The sequence below is a fragment of the Streptococcus sp. CCUG 71758 genome (assembly GCF_011714815.1).
Lineage (GTDB): Bacteria > Bacillota > Bacilli > Lactobacillales > Streptococcaceae > Streptococcus > Streptococcus halitosis.
On sequence record NZ_RXXO01000001.1, the window covers coordinates 37,866 to 59,092 of the forward strand.

The 21,227-nt window shown below is 41.5% G+C and carries 18 protein-coding genes, 2 tRNA genes, 1 pseudogene and 2 other annotated features; of the genes and pseudogenes, 15 read left to right on the forward strand and 6 right to left on the reverse strand.

All coding sequences use genetic code 11. The features are described from left to right. Positions 1 to 164 precede the first annotated feature (164 nt). The 10 genes from EKB01_RS00280 (at position 165) to trpA (ending at position 10,530) form a co-directional block, all read left to right on the forward strand. Entirely contained in the window at positions 165 to 857 is a 693-nt protein-coding gene (locus tag EKB01_RS00280) for a sugar transferase (RefSeq protein WP_000922225.1), read from the forward strand. 42 nt (positions 858 to 899) lie between these two features. Continuing rightward, positions 900 to 2,129, forward strand: coding sequence for a DegT/DnrJ/EryC1/StrS aminotransferase family protein (locus tag EKB01_RS00285; RefSeq protein ID WP_009730496.1), 1,230 nt, complete (start codon positions 900 to 902; stop codon positions 2,127 to 2,129). Positions 2,130 to 2,163: 34 nt separating this feature from the next. After that, positions 2,164 to 2,395: a binding site (T-box leader), on the forward strand. Between the two features lie 163 nt (positions 2,396 to 2,558). Further along, entirely contained in the window at positions 2,559 to 3,737 is a 1,179-nt protein-coding gene (trpB, locus tag EKB01_RS00290) for a tryptophan synthase subunit beta (protein WP_045592556.1), read from the forward strand. Then, positions 3,728 to 3,959: a binding site (T-box leader), on the forward strand. It overlaps the preceding gene by 10 nt. 305 nt (positions 3,960 to 4,264) lie before the next feature. Further along, the gene (gene trpE, locus EKB01_RS00295; protein ID WP_167265220.1) at positions 4,265 to 5,632 is read left to right on the forward strand and encodes an anthranilate synthase component I; all 1,368 of its coding nucleotides are present in this window, start codon (positions 4,265 to 4,267) and stop codon (positions 5,630 to 5,632) included. Next, positions 5,629 to 6,195 (forward strand): aminodeoxychorismate/anthranilate synthase component II, encoded by a 567-nt coding sequence (locus tag EKB01_RS00300; protein WP_000601894.1) that lies wholly within the window; start codon positions 5,629 to 5,631, stop codon positions 6,193 to 6,195. Before trpE ends, EKB01_RS00300 begins: the two co-directional genes overlap by 4 nt. 10 nt (positions 6,196 to 6,205) lie before the next feature. After that, entirely contained in the window at positions 6,206 to 7,210 is a 1,005-nt protein-coding gene (gene trpD, locus EKB01_RS00305) for an anthranilate phosphoribosyltransferase (RefSeq protein WP_167265221.1), read from the forward strand. Beyond that, the gene (trpC, locus tag EKB01_RS00310; RefSeq protein WP_000076563.1) at positions 7,207 to 7,974 is read left to right on the forward strand and encodes an indole-3-glycerol phosphate synthase TrpC; all 768 of its coding nucleotides are present in this window, start codon (positions 7,207 to 7,209) and stop codon (positions 7,972 to 7,974) included. The genes trpD and trpC overlap by 4 nt, the downstream gene beginning before the upstream one ends. Next, a complete protein-coding gene (locus tag EKB01_RS00315) occupies positions 7,961 to 8,560 on the forward strand; it encodes a phosphoribosylanthranilate isomerase (RefSeq protein WP_000169925.1) in 600 nt (199 codons plus the stop codon). Before trpC ends, EKB01_RS00315 begins: the two co-directional genes overlap by 14 nt. Beyond that, positions 8,538 to 9,761, forward strand: coding sequence for a tryptophan synthase subunit beta (gene trpB / locus EKB01_RS00320; protein ID WP_000331254.1), 1,224 nt, complete (start codon positions 8,538 to 8,540; stop codon positions 9,759 to 9,761). Before EKB01_RS00315 ends, trpB (EKB01_RS00320) begins: the two co-directional genes overlap by 23 nt. Continuing rightward, positions 9,754 to 10,530, forward strand: a complete 777-nt coding sequence (gene trpA / locus EKB01_RS00325) for a tryptophan synthase subunit alpha (RefSeq protein WP_001127003.1) — start codon at positions 9,754 to 9,756, stop codon at positions 10,528 to 10,530. The genes trpB (EKB01_RS00320) and trpA overlap by 8 nt, the downstream gene beginning before the upstream one ends. Here the strand turns inward: trpA and EKB01_RS00330 are convergent. Further along, positions 10,502 to 11,161, reverse strand: coding sequence for an A24 family peptidase (locus EKB01_RS00330; RefSeq protein WP_057489308.1), 660 nt, complete (start codon positions 11,159 to 11,161; stop codon positions 10,502 to 10,504). The two genes, trpA and EKB01_RS00330, sit on opposite strands and share 29 nt — an antisense overlap. Before the next feature lie 69 nt (positions 11,162 to 11,230). Here EKB01_RS00330 and EKB01_RS00335 point away from each other — a divergent pair. Both EKB01_RS00335 and EKB01_RS00340 read left to right on the forward strand, forming a co-directional pair. After that, a pseudogene (locus EKB01_RS00335) lies at positions 11,231 to 11,686 on the forward strand (GNAT family N-acetyltransferase). A gap of 79 nt (positions 11,687 to 11,765) precedes the next feature. Beyond that, entirely contained in the window at positions 11,766 to 13,025 is a 1,260-nt protein-coding gene (locus tag EKB01_RS00340; protein ID WP_000750496.1) for a S41 family peptidase, read from the forward strand. A gap of 519 nt (positions 13,026 to 13,544) precedes the next feature. On the opposite strand, the gene EKB01_RS00345 is transcribed toward EKB01_RS00340, so the two are convergent. Further along, the gene (locus EKB01_RS00345; RefSeq protein WP_084927219.1) at positions 13,545 to 14,690 is read right to left on the reverse strand and encodes a low temperature requirement protein A; all 1,146 of its coding nucleotides are present in this window, start codon (positions 14,688 to 14,690) and stop codon (positions 13,545 to 13,547) included. A gap of 801 nt (positions 14,691 to 15,491) precedes the next feature. On the opposite strand from EKB01_RS00345, the gene EKB01_RS00350 reads away from it, so the two are divergent. After that, positions 15,492 to 16,781: a DUF308 domain-containing protein gene (locus EKB01_RS00350; protein ID WP_167265223.1), complete on the forward strand. Its 1,290-nt coding sequence runs from the start codon at positions 15,492 to 15,494 to the stop codon at positions 16,779 to 16,781. A gap of 9 nt (positions 16,782 to 16,790) precedes the next feature. Further along, entirely contained in the window at positions 16,791 to 17,879 is a 1,089-nt protein-coding gene (locus tag EKB01_RS00355; protein ID WP_044020350.1) for an AI-2E family transporter, read from the forward strand. A gap of 140 nt (positions 17,880 to 18,019) precedes the next feature. Here EKB01_RS00355 and EKB01_RS00360 read toward each other — a convergent pair. The 4 genes from EKB01_RS00360 to EKB01_RS00375 all read right to left on the reverse strand — a co-directional run bounded on the left by EKB01_RS00360 (position 18,020) and on the right by EKB01_RS00375 (position 20,627). After that, positions 18,020 to 18,092 (reverse strand) — tRNA-Lys (locus EKB01_RS00360). Between the two features lie 61 nt (positions 18,093 to 18,153). Further along, complete coding sequence (locus EKB01_RS00365) at positions 18,154 to 18,669, reverse strand: DUF308 domain-containing protein (RefSeq protein ID WP_084856106.1); 516 nt, start codon at positions 18,667 to 18,669, stop codon at positions 18,154 to 18,156. A gap of 349 nt (positions 18,670 to 19,018) precedes the next feature. Beyond that, a tRNA-Lys gene (locus EKB01_RS00370) sits at positions 19,019 to 19,091 on the reverse strand. 264 nt (positions 19,092 to 19,355) lie between these two features. Further along, positions 19,356 to 20,627, reverse strand: a complete 1,272-nt coding sequence (locus tag EKB01_RS00375; protein WP_167265225.1) for a replication-associated recombination protein A — start codon at positions 20,625 to 20,627, stop codon at positions 19,356 to 19,358. 115 nt (positions 20,628 to 20,742) lie between these two features. Here EKB01_RS00375 and EKB01_RS00380 point away from each other — a divergent pair, with 115 nt between their 5' ends. Next, the gene (locus tag EKB01_RS00380; protein ID WP_000257133.1) at positions 20,743 to 21,213 is read left to right on the forward strand and encodes a DUF3013 family protein; all 471 of its coding nucleotides are present in this window, start codon (positions 20,743 to 20,745) and stop codon (positions 21,211 to 21,213) included. The last annotated feature ends 14 nt before the right edge of the window (positions 21,214 to 21,227 follow it).

The following is a 21,227-nucleotide window of genomic DNA, read 5'->3' on the forward strand; positions in this document are numbered from 1 at the left end:
CAAACCATGTCAGATTTATCTGCAACCTCAAAGCTGTACTTTGATTTTCATTGAACATCAGAAGGAAATCCTTTAAATTACAGATTTCTTGCACCGCCTTTTCCATTTTGTGGTATAATGAAAAATGTTGACAAATAGTATAATAAAAACAAAGGAGAAACAGCATGCTGAAATGGGAAGACTTGCCCGTGGAAATGCAATCAAGCGAGGTTGAGTCCTACTACCAGCTTGTCTCTAAAAGGAAGGGTTCGCTGATTTTCAAGCGTTGCCTGGACTGGGTTCTGGCCCTGTTTTTGCTAGTTTTGACTTCTCCCATCTTTCTTATCTTGAGCATTTGGATCAAGTTGGATAGCAAGGGACCTGTCATTTACAAGCAAGAGCGCGTGACTCAGTACAACCGTCCGTTCAAGATTTGGAAGTTCCGTACTATGGTAACGGATGCGGATAAAAAAGGAAGCCTGGTGACTTCTGCTAACGATAGTCGCATTACCAAGGTTGGAAATTTCATCCGCCGTGTGCGCTTGGACGAACTGCCTCAGTTGGTCAATGTCCTTAAAGGTGAGATGTCCTTTGTTGGAACAAGACCTGAGGTGCCACGTTACACCGAGCAGTATAGCCCTGAAATGATGGCGACCTTGCTCTTGCCAGCAGGAATCACCTCTCCAGCCAGCATCAACTACAAGGATGAGGATACTATCATCAGTCAAATGACGGAGAAAGGTCTGTCAGTTGACCAGGCTTATGTAGAGCATGTTCTTCCTGAAAAGATGCGCTATAATCTCGCCTATCTCCGAGAGTTTAGTTTCCTTGGAGACATTAAAATCATGTTTCAAACCGTGTTTGAAGTGCTAAAATAAAGTAGTCATGAGAAAATGAGTACAGATAAAAGGAGCAAATCAATGCCAAATTACAATATTCCATTTTCACCACCCGATATTACCGAAGCTGAAATTGCTGAAGTAGCAGATACCCTACGTTCTGGTTGGATCACAACAGGTCCTAAGACAAAAGAACTGGAGCGTCGCTTGTCCCAATACACACAGACCCCTAAGACTGTCTGCCTCAACTCTGCAACCGCCGCTCTTGAGTTGATTTTACGTGTGTTGGAAGTGGGACCTGGTGATGAAGTCATCGTTCCAGCTATGACTTACACAGCTTCATGTAGTGTCATCACACACGTAGGAGCAACACCCGTCATGGTGGATATCCAAGCAGATACGTTTGAGATGGACTATGACCTTCTTGAGCAAGCCATCACTGAGAAAACTAAGGTGATCATCCCAGTAGACCTTGCAGGGATTGTTTGCAACTATGACCGTTTGTTCCAAATTGTGGAGAAGAAACGCGATCTCTTTACTGCTTCAAGTAAGTGGCAAAAGGTCTTTAACCGTATTGTGCTTGTCTCTGATAGTGCCCATGCTTTGGGATCAACTTATAAAGGACACCCTGCGGGCTCTATCGCTGACTTTACTTCCTTCTCATTCCATGCCGTTAAAAACTTTACAACGGCTGAGGGAGGAAGTGCGACTTGGAAGGCCAATCCAGCGATTGACGACGAAGAAATGTACAAGGAATTCCAAATCCTTTCCCTTCATGGTCAGACTAAGGATGCTCTTGCTAAGATGCAATTGGGTTCATGGGAGTACGATATCGTAACACCAGCCTATAAGTGCAACATGACGGATATCATGGCTTCGATAGGTTTGGTACAATTGGATCGTTACCCTGGTTTGCTACAACGTCGTAAGGACATCGTGGATCGCTATAATCGTGGCTTTGCGGGTACTCGTATTCACCCACTGGCACACAAGACTGATACTGTCGAATCTTGTCGTCACCTCTACATCACCCATGTAGAAGGTGCTAGTCTAGAAGAGCGTAATCGTATTATCCAAGAATTGGCCAAAGCAGGAATTGCAAGTAATGTACACTACAAACCGCTTCCTCTCTTGACAGCTTATAAGAATCTTGGCTTTGATATGGCAGATTATCCAAGAGCCTATGCCTTCTTTGAAAATGAAATTACGCTCCCTCTTCATACAAAATTAAGTGATGATGAGGTTGATTATATCGTTCAGACTTTGGTGAGAATTTCCGAAGAAATACTCGGTTCAGGAAAAAAATCATAAAAAAATCTTGACAAAGATAGAACAATAACATATAATATTCTCAATAAATCAGAAAAGTAACTATGTTTGATCTTCAGGGAGCCTGTGGTGATTGTGAACAGGTGGTTGGAAGTAGTGAAAGTGGGCTGATTTTAAAAATGAATTTGAAACAATGAAAATTCGGTGCGCACACCTTATAGTGCAACTTGTTGTTAGACAAGGCAGAGATGTAAAGGGGGATAGTCCCTTTACAATTGAGGTGGCACCGCGTTACCAACGCCCTCACATGGAAGTAGATTCTGTGTGTGGGCTTTTTTCTTTCGGTCATTTTGTTTATCTTTTATTAGGGCGTTAAGTCGCTTTGATGAACTTGAGTTCTATCTGCAGCTCCTTGCCTACTACTAAAAGCAAACAAAACGGCCGGATTAATATGGAAAGAGGAAAAATTTTATGACAACTAAAGGTTATTTTGGACAATTTGGTGGTAGTTTTGTACCGGAGCCGATTCAGGCTTTGTTGGATGAGTTGGAAGTGACATTTGACAAATACAAGGATGATCCAGAATTTTTGGCAGAATTTCGCCATTACTTGAAGGATTATTCAGGTCGCGAAACACCGCTCTATTTTGCGGAAAGTTTAACAGACCACCTAGGTGGAGCTAAGATTTATCTCAAGCGCGAAGACCTTAATCACCTTGGTTCTCACAAGCTCAACAATGTTTTAGGACAAATTCTTCTTGCCAAACGTATGGGCAAAAAACGAGTGATCGCAGAAACAGGAGCTGGTCAGCACGGTGTTGCGACAGCAGCAGCTGCAGCTAAGTTTGGTATGGCCTGTGATGTCTACATGGGGGCAGAAGATGTGGAGCGTCAACGACTCAATGTCTTCCGTATGGAGATGATGGGAGCGACTGTTCACGCAGTTGAAACGGGGACACGAACTCTTAAGGATGCGGTTGATGCAGCCTTTGGAGCATGGATGAATGACCTTGAAGCCTTCTACGTTTTGGGATCTGCTGTAGGACCTCATCCTTATCCTACAATTGTTCATGAATTCCAAAAGGTCATCAGTGAAGAATCTCGTCGTCAAATCTTAGAAAAAGAAGGCCGTTTACCAGACTACGTCATTGCCTGTGTAGGTGGTGGTTCCAATGCCATCGGTGCTTTTTCACAGTATGTGGCTGATGAAGAAGTCAAATTGGTTGGGGTCGAAGCTGCCGGTCACGGACTTGACACAGACAAGCACGCAGCCACTATGACAAAAGGTAGTGTCGGAATTGTCGACGGTATGAAGACTTATGCAGTCTTTAAGGAAGATGGAGAGCTAGCGCCAGTTTACTCTATCTCAGCTGGTTTGGACTATCCAGGGGTTGGCCCAGAACACGCCTACTTTAAAGATTCAGGTCGCGTGGAATACGTAGCAGCGACAGATGAAGAAGCTGTTCAAGCCTTGCTCCTTCTCAGCAAGACTGAAGGGATTATCCCAGCGATCGAAAGTTCGCACGCGATCGCAGAAGCGGTAAAACGTGCACCGAAACTAAGTAAAGATGAGATTATCATCATCAATGTCTCTGGTCGTGGAGACAAGGACGTAGCTGCGATTGCAGACTACCTAGAAGCTAAAAAATAAGAGATGGAAAAATTACAGTCTTTTCTCTCACAGAGAGCTTGTGGTTGCTGGAAACAAGCAGAGAAAGCTGTAAGGTTGGGTCCATCTGAAACGAGAGAAGAAAACATAATTCTCAAGGGAGTGCCCTTTATCGCACAGCCTGTTACAGGAAGGTTCTGAGACAGGAATGAGAGATAGGAGAAATCCTATAATTGAGGTGGCACCGCGAATTTCGTCCTCACGCAAGTTATTTTGCGTGGGGATTTTTATATATGTATTATAGGTGTGGCTATTCAGTTTTAAATTATGCTTCATCAATAGGTAGATTTCTATAAAATATTTGCGAACGAAGTGAGCATTGAACCGCTATTTCCCGCCATAGTGGTATTCTAGAGAAGCAAAGATGCTTATCTAGAACGGAATTTTTGAGACCTAAGGCTCGAAAATTAGGGATGAAATTTCGGAGAAAGTTGCTCCCGTACGCACTATTTAAGGGAAATAGAAAAAAGACAAAAAATTAAAAATAAGAAACTGAAAGGGAAATTACAATGGAACGAATCATTTATGGAGATGTCTTATCACCAATCTTGGCTTATATGCACTTAAAAGGGCAACACAAGGTTATCCTAGAGAGTATTCCGAGAGACAAGGAAACCGCTCGTTTTTCTATCCTAGCCTATAATCCAGTTTTTGAGATTCAGTTTGAAAATGGAGTCCTCTATCAAAATGGTCAAGTGATTGATCGGGATCCCTTGGATTTCCTTTATGAAGTGACTCATAAGAGCCAGCACCATTCAGACTCAGACCTACCTTTTGGTGGGGGAGCCATTGGCTTTGTTGGTTACGATATGATTTCGCTCTATGAAGAAATCGGTCAAATCCCTGAGGATACCATTGGGACGCCAGACATGCATTTCTTTGTCTATGAGAGTTATATGGTCTTTGACCATAAGAAGGAAAAAATTCATGTCATCGAGGATGCTCTTTACAGCGAGCGTAGTCAAGAAGATTTGCAAGAATCCTTGAACCAAGTGCTTGAGGAATTACGCATTCCTGCTCCAAATGAATTTGAAGATTTGGATCTATCTCCGCTGAACTTCAAACCGCATATCGCTCCTCAGAAGTTTGAGGAAATGGTGGAAACAGCTCGCGACTTGATTCGTAATGGTGATATGTTCCAATGCGTACTCAGCCAGCGTTTCTCAGCAGAAGTTACTGGAAATCCATTTGATTTCTATAGGAATCTTCGAGTGACCAATCCTTCTAATTACCTCTATTTCTATGATTTTGGGGATTATCAAATCATCGGTGCCAGTCCAGAAAGTTTAGTTTCAGTCAAAAATGGCATCGTGACAACTAATCCGATTGCCGGTACACGGCCAAGAGGAGCTACGGATGAAGAGGACAAGGCCTTGGCGACAGACCTCCTGTCTGATGAGAAGGAAACAGCAGAACATCGAATGTTAGTAGACTTGGGACGTAATGATATTGGTCGCATCTCTGAAACGGCAAGTGTTCAAGTCACCAAGTATATGGAAGTGGAGCTCTTCCGCTATGTCATGCATTTGACCAGCGTGGTCAAGGGACGTTTGCTTCCAGACCTCACTGCCATGGATGCTTTGAAAGCTACACTTCCAGCTGGAACAGTTTCAGGAGCACCAAAGATTCGGGCCATGAGACGTATCTATGAACTGGAGACGGAAAAACGAGGCGTATACGCAGGAGCAATCGGCTACTTGTCTGCGACGGGTGATATGGATTTCGCTATCGCCATCCGAACCATGATTCTCAAAAATCAAACAGCCTATGTGCAGGCTGGGGCAGGGATTGTCTATGATTCTATCGCCCAAAATGAATACCAAGAAACCATTAACAAGGCTAAATCTATGACTAGAATTGGAGAACTAAGACCATGATTTTATTGATTGACAACTATGATTCTTTTACCTATAACTTGGCGCAGTACATTGGGAATTTTGCAGAAGTGCAGGTCTTGAGAAATGATGATCCCAAGCTGTATGAAGAAGCTGAAAAAGCAGATGGTCTGGTTTTTTCTCCCGGTCCTGGTTGGCCAGTTGATGCTGGAAAGATGGAAGACATGATTCGTGACTTTGCAGGCAAGAAACCGATTCTAGGGATTTGTTTGGGTCATCAAGCTATCGCAGAAGTCTTTGGTGGGAAGCTAGGCTTGGCTCCAAAAGTCATGCATGGGAAACAGAGCCATATCAACTTTGAAGCGCCATCTGTTCTCTATCAAGGCATTGAGGATGGTCGTCCAGTCATGCGTTATCACAGTATTTTGATTGAAGAAATGCCTGAAGACTTTGAAGTGACAGCTCGTTCAACTGATGACCAAGCTATTATGGGAATTCAACACAAAAGCCTACCGATTTATGGCTTCCAGTACCATCCAGAGAGTATCGGAACGCCAGATGGCTTGTCTTCTATTCGGAATTTTATCGAGAAGGTTGTAAAGTGAGGAAACTAGGATGAAAGAGATTATTGAAAAACTAGCAAAATTTGAAAATTTATCAGGTGTGGAAATGACGGATGTCATTGAGCGTATCGTAACTGGGCGTGTAACCGAAGCGCAGATTGCTTCTCTCCTTTTGGCCCTTAAGATGAAGGGGGAAACACCGGAAGAACGCACAGCCATTGCACAAGTCATGAGAGGCCATGCCCAACACATTCCAACTGAAATTCATGATGCCATGGACAACTGCGGTACAGGTGGAGACAAGTCCTTCAGCTTTAACATTTCGACAACTGCAGCCTTTGTATTGGCTGGTGGCGGCATTCATATGGCTAAGCACGGTAACCGTTCGATTTCTTCTAAATCAGGTTCGGCAGATGTCCTTCAAGCCTTGGGAATCAATCTTGACCTCAAACCAGCTGAACTAGGTAAGGTTTTTGATAAAACTGGCATCGTCTTTCTCTTTGCTAAAAATATGCACCCAGCTATGAAATACATCATGCCAGCTCGTTTGGAACTAGGAATTCCAACGATTATGAACTTGACTGGTCCACTGATTCACCCAATGGCCTTGGAAACACAGCTTCTTGGAATTAGTCGTCCAGAACTGCTAGAAAGTACAGCTCAGGTTTTGAAAAATATGGGTCGTAAACGTGCCATCGTGGTTGCTGGACCAGAAGGGCTGGATGAAGCTGGCTTGAACGGAACAACCAAGATTGCTCTTCTTGAAAATGGCGAAATCACCTTGTCAAGCTTCACTCCAGAGGATTTGGGGATGGAAGGCTACGCTATCGAAGATATTCGTGGAGGGAATGCTCAGGAAAATGCAGAAATTTTGCTCAGCGTTCTTCAAAACCAACCAAGTCCATTCTTGGAAACGACAGTTTTAAATGCTGGTCTTGGTTTCTATGCCAATGGTAAGGTAGATAGTATCAAGGAAGGAGTTGCCTTGGCTCGTCAAGTGATTGCTAGTGGCAAGGCCTTTGAAAAACTCAGACTGTTACAGGAGTACCAAAAATGAGTCAGGAATTTTTAGCACGAATTTTAGAGCAGAAGGCGAGTGAGGCCGAGCAAATGGAGCTGGAGCAAATCCAGCCTTTGCGCCAGACCTATCGCTTAGCAGAATTTTTGAAGAATCACCGGGACCGTTTGCAGGTAATCGCTGAGGTCAAGAAGGCTAGCCCTAGTCTGGGAGATATCAATCTAGATGTGGATATTGTGCAACAGGCCCAGACTTATGAAGCGAATGGCGCAGTGATGATTTCGGTTTTGACAGATGAAGTTTTCTTTAAAGGGCATTTGGATTATTTACGTGAGATCTCCAGTCAGGTAAACATTCCAACGCTCAACAAGGACTTTATCATCGATGAAAAGCAAATCATCCGTGCTCGCAATGCCGGCGCGACAGTTATCTTGCTCATCGTCGCGGCCTTGTCAGAAGAACGCCTCAAGGAACTGTATGACTACGCGACAGAGCTTGGTCTGGAAGTCTTGGTGGAAACTCACAATCTAGCTGAACTAGAAGTAGCCCACAGACTTGGTGCTGAGATTATTGGGGTTAATAACCGCAATTTGACCACCTTTGAAGTCGACTTGCAGACCAGTGTAGACTTGGCTAAACACTTCAAAGATGATTGCTTGTACATATCTGAATCTGCTATTTTCACAAGGCAGGATGCGGAACGTGTAGCACCATACTTTAACGGAGTTTTGGTGGGAACAGCTCTCATGCAGGCAGAAGATGTAGCCCAGAGAATCAAGGAGTTGCAGATTGACAAAGGTTAAGATTTGTGGACTATCGACCAAAGAAGCGGTGGAAACAGCCGTTTCAGCAGGGGTGGATTACATCGGTTTTGTCTTCGCCCCTAGTAAAAGACAGGTGACCTTGGAAGAGGCTACTGAGCTGGCAAAGCTCATTCCTGTCAACGTTAAAAAGGTTGGTGTATTTGTTTTACCAAGTCGAGCTCAACTGTTAGAAGCGATTGAAAAAGTTGGCTTGGACTTGATTCAAGTTCATGGTCAGGTAGGGGATGATTTGTTTGAGGATTTACCTTGTGCCAGCATTCAGGCTGTGCAAGTGGATGGAAATGGACATGTGCCCAATTCTCAGGCAGATTATCTACTCTTTGATGCCCCTGTTGCTGGGAGTGGCCAGACCTTTGACTGGGGTCAACTGAATACGACAGGACTAGTTCAGCCCATCTTTATCGCAGGTGGGCTTAATGAAGATAATGTAGTAAAAGCAATTCAACACTTTACTCCCTATGCAGTAGATGTATCTAGCGGAGTGGAGACAGATGGACAAAAAGATCATGAAAAGATTAGAAGATTTATAGAGAGGGCAAAGAATGGCATATCAAGAACCAAATAAAGATGGATTTTACGGAAAATTCGGCGGACGTTTTGTCCCAGAAACATTGATGACAGCAGTTTTGGAGTTGGAAAAAGCCTACCTTGAAAGTCAGGAAGATCCCAGTTTCCAAGAGGAATTGACCCAACTTTTGCGCCAGTATGTAGGGCGTGAAACTCCCCTTTACTATGCAAAAAACTTGACCCAGCATATCGGCGGAGCCAAGATTTACCTCAAACGGGAAGATCTCAATCATACAGGTGCCCACAAGATTAACAATGCCTTGGGACAAGTTTTGCTTGCTAAACGCATGGGTAAAAAGAAAATTATCGCTGAAACAGGCGCTGGTCAGCACGGTGTGGCAACTGCAACAGCTGCGGCCCTCTTTAACATGGAATGTACCATCTACATGGGTGAGGAAGATGTCAAGCGCCAAGCCCTTAATGTCTTCCGCATGGAGCTTTTGGGAGCCAAGGTCGAGGCCGTGACAGATGGTTCGCGCGTGCTCAAGGATGCGGTCAATGCAGCCCTTCGTTCATGGGTGGCTAATATCGACGATACCCACTATATCCTTGGTTCTGCCTTGGGACCTCATCCATTCCCAGAAATCGTTCGTGATTTCCAAAGTGTCATTGGTCGAGAAGCCAAACAACAGTACCGTGACTTGACAGGTCAAGATTTGCCAGATGCCCTGGTAGCCTGTGTTGGTGGTGGTTCTAATGCTATTGGTCTCTTCCATCCATTTGTAGAAGATGAGTCAGTAGCCATGTATGGGGCTGAAGCGGCAGGACTAGGTGTGGATACAGAGCACCACGCAGCGACTTTGACCAAGGGTCGTCCGGGTGTCCTCCACGGTTCTCTTATGGATGTGCTTCAAGATGCTCATGGTCAAATTCTTGAAGCTTTCTCTATCTCAGCCGGTTTGGACTATCCTGGTATCGGTCCAGAACATTCTCACTACCACGATATCAAACGTGCCAGCTATGTTCCTGTGACAGATGAGGAAGCCTTGGAAGGATTTCAACTCTTGTCTCGTGTGGAAGGGATTATCCCAGCCTTGGAATCTAGCCATGCTATCGCTTTTGCAGTGAAATTGGCCAAAGAACTTGGTCCAGACAAGTCAATGATTGTCTGCCTATCCGGTCGTGGGGACAAGGATGTAGTTCAAGTCAAAGACCGCTTGGAAGTAGATGCAGCAAAGAAGGGAGAAGCCCATGCCTAAGACTTTAACAGAAAAATTGAACGCTATCAAAGCAGCTGGAAAAGGAATTTTTGTTCCCTATATCATGGCTGGAGACCATGAGAAAGGTTTGGATGGTCTTGCTGAAACAATCCACTTTTTAGAAGATTTGGGTGTTTCAGCTATTGAAGTGGGTATTCCCTTTTCAGACCCTGTTGCAGATGGACCTGTGATCGAAGAAGCAGGCTTGCGTAGTCTAGCTCATGGGACTTCTACCCAGGCTTTGGTTGAAACTTTGAAAACCATTCAGACAGAAATTCCACTTGTCATCATGACCTACTTTAACCCCCTCTTTCAGTACGGTGTTGAGAACTTTGTTAAAGATTTGGCAGATACAGCGGTCAAGGGCTTGATTATTCCAGACCTGCCTCATGAGCATGCCAACTTTGTAGAGCCCTTTTTGGCAGATACAGACATTGCCTTGATTCCCCTAGTTAGTTTGACCACAGGACTTGAGCGCCAAAAAGAGTTGATCAAGGGAGCTGAAGGATTCGTCTATGCCGTTGCTGTCAATGGGGTGACAGGGAAATCAGGAAATTACCGTGCAGACTTGGACAAGCACTTGGCGCAATTGCATCAAGTAGCTGACATCCCAGTCTTGACAGGTTTTGGTGTGTCTAGCCAGGCTGATGTAGAACGCTTCAATGCGGTATCAGATGGCGTTATCGTCGGTTCAAAAATTGTAAAAGCTCTCCACCAAGGAGAGCCGATTGAGGACTTTATCAAACAAGCAGTAGCTTACCAAAAATAATCACACAAGCAGCAAGTAAGAGGAAAGGCACGAAAGGAAGTCTTTCCTTTTTCTTTTGCAGTAGAAAGGCCAGAATGCCCGTCGCAGAAGCGAACTGAATCAAGATGAGTAATTCGGTCGGACTAAAGACGAGAGCACAAGAAGCCAGAAATAGAAAATCCCCTGCTCCCATGCGGATATCGATAAAATGGGCCATGATTCCAAGGGCAAGGAAAAAGAACATAATCAGATTCCAACCAGAGCAGGCCATGAGGATTAGGTGGAAAGTCATCCAGACCAGTAAGGGATACTCCTGATGGCGAAAGTCATAGATTCCCAAGGTCAAGCCAGCAGTTATTAGAATGACTTGGCCCAAGGAAAGGAAGCCCCATGACCAAGCCAGAAAGAGGGCACCCAAGCCCAATTCAAAAAGGGCATACCAGACAGGATAGTGAGCCTTACAATAGCGACAGCGAAAGCGATTGAAGAGCTGAGAGAGGATAGGAATCAAATCTAACGGACGCAAGCGAGTCTGACAGGAATCGCAGTGACTAGCCGGTCGGATAATGGATTGCTCAGGAAAACGGTCAATGACCAAACCCAGAAAGGAAGCGAGAATGCTCCCTACAAGAAAAAAATAAAGATCAATCATACTTATCTATTCGTAAAAAATAGGAGAAGTAGTATAATGGAGAAACATAGATAAGATGGTGAGGTCAAGATGACAATTCGTTTTGAAGAAAATATGAGCACAGAAAATGCTCAGCACGTATGCCAATGGTCCAACTCCCTTGGCAAATCCTTTCAAGAACAATGAATGGGACCAAAGATTCCTTTCCCCTTAACAATTCAAGCCTTGCAAGATTTGGAAGGAATCTTTTCTATCTTTGATGGACAAGAGTTTGTGGGGCTTATCCAGAAAATCAGGCTAGAAGACAGGAATCTTCATATCGGGAGATTTTTTATCAACCCCCAGAAACAGGGGCAGGGCTTAGGTAGCCAGGCTTTAAGGAAATTTGTTAGTTTGGCCTTTGAAAATGAAGACATAGACACTATTTCTCTAAATGTCTACGAGGCAAATCAAACAGCTTACAATCTTTACCAAAAAGAAGGATTTGAAATCGTTCAAATGGTTGAAGTACCTATACGAAAATACATCATGAAAAAGGGGAGATAGCAGATTAACTTTGTAGTAAAAACTCCTTTTTCGCTGTGAAGAAGGCTATACTATTTTAAAGGTAGAAGGAACGGCTCGTATGAAAAAAACAGATATTTTTAAAGACATTGTTTGGATTATGACACATGATTCATCTACAGTAAAAGATCGCAAAGGGTGCAACCCTCAGCCTTTTCTAGAAAAGATTACAGATGATATGACTGAGCAAGAATTTCTCTATCAAGTCAGGACTTATCTTGCTAGTTTTGGGATTATTGGGCATGTTTCTTTTCATGATAAAAAATCAGGTCCGAAAGGTTTTCTTTTGAGGATAAGTGAGCAGGAAATGTTTGTCGAGGAAGCAAACCAAGATACAGGCCTCCGAGTGGGGGATCGAATCCTCGGTATGGACGGGATGAGTTTGGAGCAAGTAGCTTTGCAACACCCAAAGTACTTTATTAGTCTGACTCCAGAAAGACGATACCGAGAATGGGCAGATTTGCTACTGATAGCAGAGCGAGTGACCGTCTTGCGAGATGGGCAGGAGATGTCTATTACAGTTCGTGCTAGCCAGCAAGCTCAAAAAGCTCAGATCTTTTGGAAAGAGTTGGAGTCAGATATCCTCTATCTACGCTTAGATAATTTTATGGATGAAGAAGCGATTAGCCGTTTATACCAAGAGTGCTTGCAGAGGATTACTGAGACAGAAACTCTTATTATAGATGTCCGTTACAACAATGGGGGCACGGATTCTTTGTATTTTCCGCTCTTACATCTTGGCTTGGAGGAAGGGAAAGGCTATGACACTCTTGATTTACAGGATGATGGAATGGAAATTCTCTATACAGAAGGAAATGTCGAACAACGCTTAAAAGACTTTGAAACATGGCTTCAACAAGAAAATATCAGTCCTGATACGGTGAAACTGCTTGAAGATTTTCGTAATAACTTACTCCAAAATCGAGGGAAAGGCTATGTTCGGTATCAGGATGATCAGGACGAGCTTTTTCCAGGTGTTAAGGGTGGTCACTATCCAGAGCAAATTTTTGTTTTGTCGGATATTTATTGTGCATCATCAGGAGATAATTTTGTCAAGATGATGAAGAATTTTAAGAAAGTAACAGTTATCGGCCGTCCAACGCTTGGTATTTTAGACTACTCAAATTGTTGCAAGGTAGATTATGATGATTACTTTTTGATGTTCCCAACTTCTCGCTGGTTGGCTATAGATAAAGGCAAAGGGATGACGGACAAAGGTGTTCTTCCTGATATAGAAATCCCTTGGACTCCTGCACATTTTGAACGAGATGTAGATCTAGATAAATGTCTGAAGTTGATTGAGATGAAGAGGAAACATTAGATTGTTTAAATAAAAGACTTAGTTCTGTATGAAATAGAGCTAAGTCTTTTGCTTTCGATCTGCTTGTAATTGAGTAAAATGATTGTATCACTGAGGGGTAAAAGAACTTTTTTACACACCAAATACATCTTGAGTATCCGTTGATGGAATAAAAGTAGGGAGGACACAAAAAAAGCCTTGCAATCAAGGCTTTTCCTGTTGTTTTTAGATGCCCCCTGCATGAATTTGTAAGAACTTTTCATATTGAAAATAAACAAAAATGTTGAAATATAGCTGATTTTAGGGAAATACTTTTAGGTATTTTCAATGTCAGGATTTAAAAATGGGGCAAAAGTGGGGCAAAAACGAATGACTCGTATTTGGTTTGAAAACCTATAATACCTAATGATTATGCTATTCTAGATATATAGTTTTGTTATAAATAAATGTCAGTGCGAGTTCAAATCGGAGGATAAAATGGAAAAACAAATTAATGAAAAAAAGCCTTGGTTCCCAAAGCTTTTTAATGTTATAAACTCATTAAAATAACTCCCAGTTAGATTTGGAATATTTTTTATTCTGTGTCATATAAAAATAAATAAAATGAATGGCTATAGCTAGAGCTAAAATGGTTGTTATACTCACTACTATTATAGGATTAGAAGCAAAGATTAAAGAGAGAATAAAGGCAGCCAGATAGAGTGTCGCTTGGACACAGTAGTAACTTTTCGAATAGCGAAGATAGTGTTTGTTATAGGGCCCATTTACTAGGACAGCAGCTTGAAAGAGGCCAAATCCGATATAAGAGAAGCTGGTTGCAAAGAGACGATTAGCTTCAGGATTCTGAAGAAAACTCATCGATACAGTCATCATCATAAGTCCAATGAAAATAGGATAGTGACTGTAAATTAGAAATAGTCCCTTTTGATTAGATTTTTCATCAATAGCATGGTCGAATTGACCAAAATAAAACAAGAACAGAGAGATCATAATAATGAGATAAAGAACCGAATAAATCGAGAAATTCTCGATTGTAAAGAAGTTAGCTAGATTCGTAATCATCTCTCCAAACGTAATAATGACAAGAAGGGAGATGCGCTCGATTAAATGGGGGAGATTTACCTGGTAATGCTTATCTTTATTAAGCAAGATACTTGGCATAATAAAGATAAACAGAATACTAGCAAAGAAGATATAGACTCTAACGTAAATAGGAAGAAGAGCTGCTAGATAGACTCCTAAACTTCCTAGACCTGTTATCCATAGAAAACCTTTGATACTTTCCCGTTCAACATCATCGGTTGATTTTCTAAAAAATTCAACCAAATATTGAAAAAATAAGGTAAGGGTTAATGTACCAATAGCCCAACAGAGATAATGAAAATATTGTTGCCAATCAGGTCCAATCATATTGGCTATAAAGAGTAAAAGTCCCATTTTGATAAACATGATTACCATGTTAAATAAAGAGTTCTTTCCATAGCGATTGGTATAATCGGTTTGAATCATCCAGGAATCGATGAGAACCAAAATAGCAATGAAAAAATCAAGGAAAGAATTCCAAGTCAAAATACCGTTATGAAGATGGTCGATTAAAGTAGTTACTTTTGAAATTGCAAAAACAAAAACTAAGTCATAAAAAAGTTCTGAAAATTCTACACGTTTATGTTTAATAAGAGTTGTCATCTTAAGACCTTTCTATTTAGAAGTACAATTTATTATAACAGAAAATGGTAATGAGAGAAAAGGAGATGCTTAAATAACTTTATGTGGCGCGAATGAACTGCGCCACAAAAGTTAGGTTTTTTCTGTCCAACTTTTGGGGTCAGTACAGAAGGGCCGCTTTTTCTATCGTTTTTAGTGCTAAGACTACACAAAAAAGCCTTGAATTTCAAGGTTTTTCCTGTTGTATGTAGATGCCCCCTACAGGGATTTGGAAAGGACTTTCATATTGAGAGCAATTAAAAATATTGAAATATAAGTGATTTTAGGTATTTTCAATGTCATGATTTAAAAATGGGACAAAAGTGGGGCAAAAACCATACAGATTCTAAACTGTATGGTTCTTTTTTTATCTAACCAAGAAAGGTTAAAACTTATTAAAACAAATGCAATCAACTGTTGAAAACTTTTTAGTCCGTGTAATATAAAAACAAGTAAAAAGTTGAACTATAGGGAATATTGTGTCATAATAGGCAATAGATGAATAATTAATAGATTGGAAATAATGCTTTCTTACCTTAACAAGTTGAATTGGTTATACATTTTTTCGTCGCAATTGTGTCTATCTCTCGAGTTTAGCTAGTTTTTATAAGCTCTGGTTTCTAATCAATATAACAAATTTTAGAAGTGCATAAGACAAGATGGTGACATTACTACAGTCATTTCTAGTCACCATATGTTGCTGGCACAGGCTGTTTGTAGTGTTGGCTATTTACTAGTCAGTTTAATCGGAGTGTTTAATTTTTATTGTTGAAAGGTTTTTATATGGCGAAAATTCTATCTTTAGGTCTGACAGGTAAGAAATTACTTGCTCAGGGGTTCTTGTTTGTTCTGCTAGGTCTCATCTTGATGGTCACGGGGACTTGGTTGCCAGTAAAGGTTATTCGACTGGTTCTGTTTTTAGCTTGGATAGCAACGGTCTTAGATTTAGTATTACGTATTTTCAAAAAAAGTCAGTCAACGGACACCTTGGGAGTTGCACTGGTTAAATTGTTAGTGCTGGGATATTTGCTTGGCTCCAATCTTGCGACGGATGTGCCGATTTATATTTTGGCTCTTGTGATTGGAGTTTATCAGATTTTTCATGCTAGTATTAACCTTGTCACCTATGTTCTCTACCGCAAAAACAAAATTCGACCTCGTTTTCGTCTCTTACTAGATGGACTCGTACTAGTTTTTCTTGGTGGGACTAGTCTTTTGTCCTCTACAGGAAATTCTGTCTTTCAACTCTTTGTATTAGGGGCTTATTTTTTCCTTTATGGTGTGTCCAATATCCGTGATGGTTTCTTGTTTGAGGAGGAAATTGGGAAAAACCATCTCAAACGTCGTGTAAGAATGAGCTTACCTATTGTCCTAGCCGCTCTCATCCCTGCAAGAACTTTAGCAAAAATCAACAAATTCATGCAGGAAAATGCTGATGAGAGAGAGGATATCCATCTTGGAATAGTGAAGTCTGGTAAGACAGCGGAGCTTGAAATTTTTATTCATACAGCTGAGACCTCTCTGTTTTCGGCAATTGGTCATGTGGATATCTGCTATCAAGGCCGTGTTATTTCTTATGGTAACTATGATCCGTCTTCTGAGACCTTATTTGGCATGGTAGGAGATGGTGTCTTATATTTCTGTGATCGTGACAAGTACATTGACCTATGTAAACGTGAGAGTCAAAAAACGCTTTTTGGTTATGGGATAGATTTGACGCCTGAAATGGAAAAAGCAGTTCAGAAAAAGTTGGCTGAATTGAAACAACTGACGATTCCATGGGAGCCAAGTGCAGATAAAATCATGACAGGTGATGGTAAGGAAGACTACACCTACGCTTATAAAATCAGACATGAGACAGATGGGGAACTTTATAAATTTATCAAATCTAAGTTTAAATCCTACTTTGTCTTATCTACAAACTGTGTGCTCTTGGCTGATACCATAGTCGGTCAGGCTGGCACCGATATCCTCTCACCCAAAGGATTTATCGCTCCAGGAACTTACCAAGCCTACCTTAATCGAGAGTTTGAAAAACCAAATAGTATAGTCGTATCTAAACATGTTTATTAAGGAGAATTTATGAACTTAGTAAAAAAATACACCCCGTTAATACTTTTTATAGGGCTGGTTGCTCTTGTAATTCTGAATGCATCGAGCTTTATATCAGGAGCAATCTCTCTCTTTGATGTAATATCAACCTTGATTTATGGTGCTGTTATTGCTTTTGTGCTTAATGTTCCTATGAAAAAAATTGAACAGTACTTAGTTAAATTGAAGGTAAAGGCAGAGTTGCGTCGTCCGATTGCCATGGTACTTGTTTTCCTAGCTCTTATCTTAATCGTGATTGCTCTTTTGGTTTTGGTGCTGCCAACCCTAGCCCAGACTATTAGTCAGCTGGGAACAGTCCTTTCAACAGTCCTTACTCAACTTGGGAAATTGCTAGGCAGCTCGGAATTTGTAACCAAAGACATGTTGTCAACTATCGTATCAGGCATACAGGGACAATCTAGTTCTATTAGCCAAGCTTTGATAGGTTTTTTATCAGGTCTGACTAGTAATATCGGCAATATTTTTTCAAGTTTGATGAATGCCTTTTTGATTATAGTCTTCACCTTTTTATTTTTATCCAGTAAGGAACATTTGGCAGCGATGACGAGTCGACTTCTAAAAGTTTTTCTTCCAGAGAAGGTGGTGATAAAGTTGACTTACATTGGACAAGTAGCACTAGAGACTTATGACCAATTTTTGATGAGTCAGCTGATTGAAGCAGTTATCATAGGAGTTATGATAGCGGTTGGTTACAGCGTGTTTGGGATACCCTATGGAGTAATGACAGGTATCTTTGCAGGAGTGCTATCGTTCATTCCTTATGTAGGGCCTATGATTGCTTGTGTTGTGGGAGCGATTTTTATCTTCACAGTGAGTCCTACTCAAGCCTTACTTTCTCTTCTTCTATATCAAGTTATACAGCTGATTGAAGGAAACCTTATTTATCCTAGAGTTGTAGGTCAGTCTATTGGTTTGCCAGCTATTTTCACGCTTGCGGCTGCTAGTATTGGAGGGAATCTTTTCGGACTACTTGGAATGATATTCTTTACCCCCGTATTTGCTGTTATCTATCGACTGGTTAAAGAATTTGTCGTTGCAAAGGAAAATCAGCTAGATTAAGAAAAACTAAATTTAATAAGATATACTGAGAAGAGAGTGAGAGATTCTCTTCTCTTTTATTTTTAAATACTTTTCTACAAAAAGCTATTAGACGTTAAAAAAAGCCTTGGTTTCAAGGCTTATTTCTGTTGATTTAGATGTGCCCCCTGCAGGGCTCGAACCTGCGCCCCATAGCTTAAGAGTCTACTGCTCTACCAACTGAGCTAAGGAGGCAAATAAAAAGCTGAGAATGTAACTTCCCAGCTTTTTTAATATGCCCAAAATGGCAGCTAGATTATTTACGAAAGGCATCAAGGATATAGGTGAAACCAACAATTAAAAATGCAAAGGCAACGACATAAACGACAAAGACACTTGTAGCTACTGGATTGAACAAAATCACTAGACCTAGTAAAAATGCAAGCAACGCTATCCACATGATATGGTTGCCAATAATAGGGAAAATCAATCCCAGACGATTGCCTTTAAAGAAAGCTATAATGGCTTCTACAATTAACCAAATTCCTAAAATAGTTGGAATGACAACTGGCAGCGTCACAAAGCCATAGGCAACGAGGTAAAGAGCTAAGAGAAGATTAACAATCCCTTGGAAAAGATGAGCTGGTGAGCGAAGCTCTTTTGGTGCAGAGAAATAGCCTAAAATAGCTGCTATAGAAGAAACCAGTAAACCAAATGCAATCCACCAGCTGTAAGCAACAAGATTAGCTACTGGGTTTGTAAATAGGAAAAGTCCTAAAAGGACAAAAACAACTCCTGCAAGGAATAGCAGTAAACGATTAGAAAATTTCATTTCAATACCCCCTATATAGTATATTTTGTTAATAAAACTATTATACTTATTTTTATAGAAAATGTCAATAAACAAAATGGAAAATTTGGAAGTTTCAGTCTGATTTATGAAAAGAAAATCAGTTTTTATTATTTTGAAAATAAAAAGAGAAGATAAAATTTGTCTTCTCTACATGAAAATATTGTATGGCATCAAAGCAAAAGTAACTGGCTTTACACTATTTGTAAAGATGTAATTTGATTCAAAAAGAAAAGATAGATTTAAAATGTGGGACAAATGATGGGGTAAATCAGTTATAGACAAGCAAAAAAAGCCTTGATTTACAAGGCTTTTTCCTGTTGTATTTAGATGCCCCCTACAGGGATCGAACCTGTGACCCACGGATTAAGAGTCCGCTGCTCTGCCAGCTGAGCTAAGGAGGCAAAGAAAAAGCTGTATTGGTGCCGAATCTTCACGGTTTGTATTGAACCCGCGCAATTAAGCAGGTGGGCAACTCGCTCTAACTGAAGCTGTTTCCGTGTGAGACGGCTTACATGCTGTTAGAAGACTTTTGTTTCCCTAATAATACAAAAAATAGTCGGTCAACACTTAAGTGTGAAGTCGTACACCACAGCGTTTCTATGTTTATATGATACCACTTTTTTTAAAAAATTCAAGAGGAAAATTTATTTTTTTTGAAAAGGATTTCACAAGTTTCTTAATTTATCAATGGTTTCCTTACGTTGGGCTAAGGCCCGTTCGTACTTGCCAGTTTCCTCTGGTGAAAAGTAGCTATGATTGCGAATCTTTTCTGGCAAGTAGTCTTGTTTGACCCAGTGTCCAGGATAGTTGTGTGGATAGAGATAGTTTTGAGCGTTGCCCAATTCCTTGCTACCACTATAATGTCCATCACGCAGATGTCGTGGAATGGGCAAATGCCCTGATGTTTTGAGGTCAGCAAGAGCCTTGTCCATAGCTGCATATGCTGAGTTGGATTTGGGAGAAAGGGCCAAATCAATCACCACATTGGAAATGAGGATGCGAGCTTCTGGGAACCCAATCTTTTGAGCAGCATCTAGAGCAGTTACGGTATGAATCTGAGCTTCAGGATTGGCCAAGCCGATATCTTCATAGGCGATAACAGTCAAGCGACGAGCGAGACTAGGTAAATCACCAGCTTCAATCAAGCGGGCCGCGTAGTGGAGACTGGCATCCACATCCGAGCCACGGATGGACTTTTGTAGGGCTGAGAGGACATCATAGTGCCCATCCCCATCCTTGTCCATGGTAATATAGCTTCGTTGGAGGCTATTTTCCATGATATCAAGCGTGATATGGCGGATGCCCTTGTCATTCTCGGGGGTAGAGAGAACGGCTAAGTCCAGTGAATTAAAGGCAGAACGCAGGTCTCCATTTGTAGAGGTCGCGATGAAATCCAGTGCATCCTCATCTAGCTCAACTGGGAAATCAAAGCCACGTTCAGGGTCAGTTAGAGCGATTTGAATCGCCTCTTTGACATCTTGATTGGACAAGGGTTCTAACTCAAAAATCTGAACACGGCTACGAATGGCTGGAGTGACAGAAAAGAAAGGATTTTCAGTCGTCGCCCCAATCATGATGACCAGACCACTTTCTAAGAGTGGCAGAAGAAAGTCTTGCTTAGTTTTATCTAGTCGGTGAATCTCGTCCAGTAGGAGCACAAGACCACCAGAGAATTTAGCTTCTTCGGCGATTTCTTGCAGTCGCTTTTTACTATCAACAGTCGCATTGAAGGTCCGAAAGGCATACTTGGTCGTTCCAGCGATGGCAGAGGCGATACTGGTCTTGCCGATTCCGGGAGGTCCGTAGAGAATCATGGAGGACAGACGATTAGCTTCCACCATGCGGCGAATAATTTTTCCAGATCCGACTAGATGCTTCTGACCGATGACCTGGTCGATGGTTTTTGGGCGCATGCGAAGCGCGAGATTGTCTGGCATAGCAGTCCTTTCTAACATGGATTTTCTGATGTATATGTGGTAAGATGGTAGTATCTATTTTAGCATATTTCCGAGCAATCGGGGCGATTAAAGAGTCGCATAGAAAGAGGACAAAATGGCAACATACGGATTTTTAGATGTTTTACAGGAAGAGTTGGACAAGAACTTTCCTTTTGATTATGAGATTAGTTGGGACAAGCGCAATCACGCGGTTGAAGTGAGTTTTTTATTGGAAGCGCAAAACGCTGCAGGTGTGGAGATGGTGGATGAAGACGGAGAGGTTTCGTCAGACGATATCCTCTTTGAGGAAGCGGTCCTTTTTTACAATCCGGCCAAGTCAACGGTTAACGCAGAGGACTATCTGACGGTCATCCCTTACCTGCCTAAAAAAGGATTTTCTCGTGAGTTTTTAGCTTATTTTGCACTTTTCCTCAAAGATACTGCCGAGGTTGGGCTGGATGCGCTCATGGACTTTTTGGAAGACCCAGAAGCAGAAGAGTTCGTCATGGAATGGAACCAAGAAGTTTTTGAAGAAGGAAAAGTCGGTTTGGAAGAAGGAGAGTTTTATCCATATCCGAGATACTAGAAACTAGGGAGAAA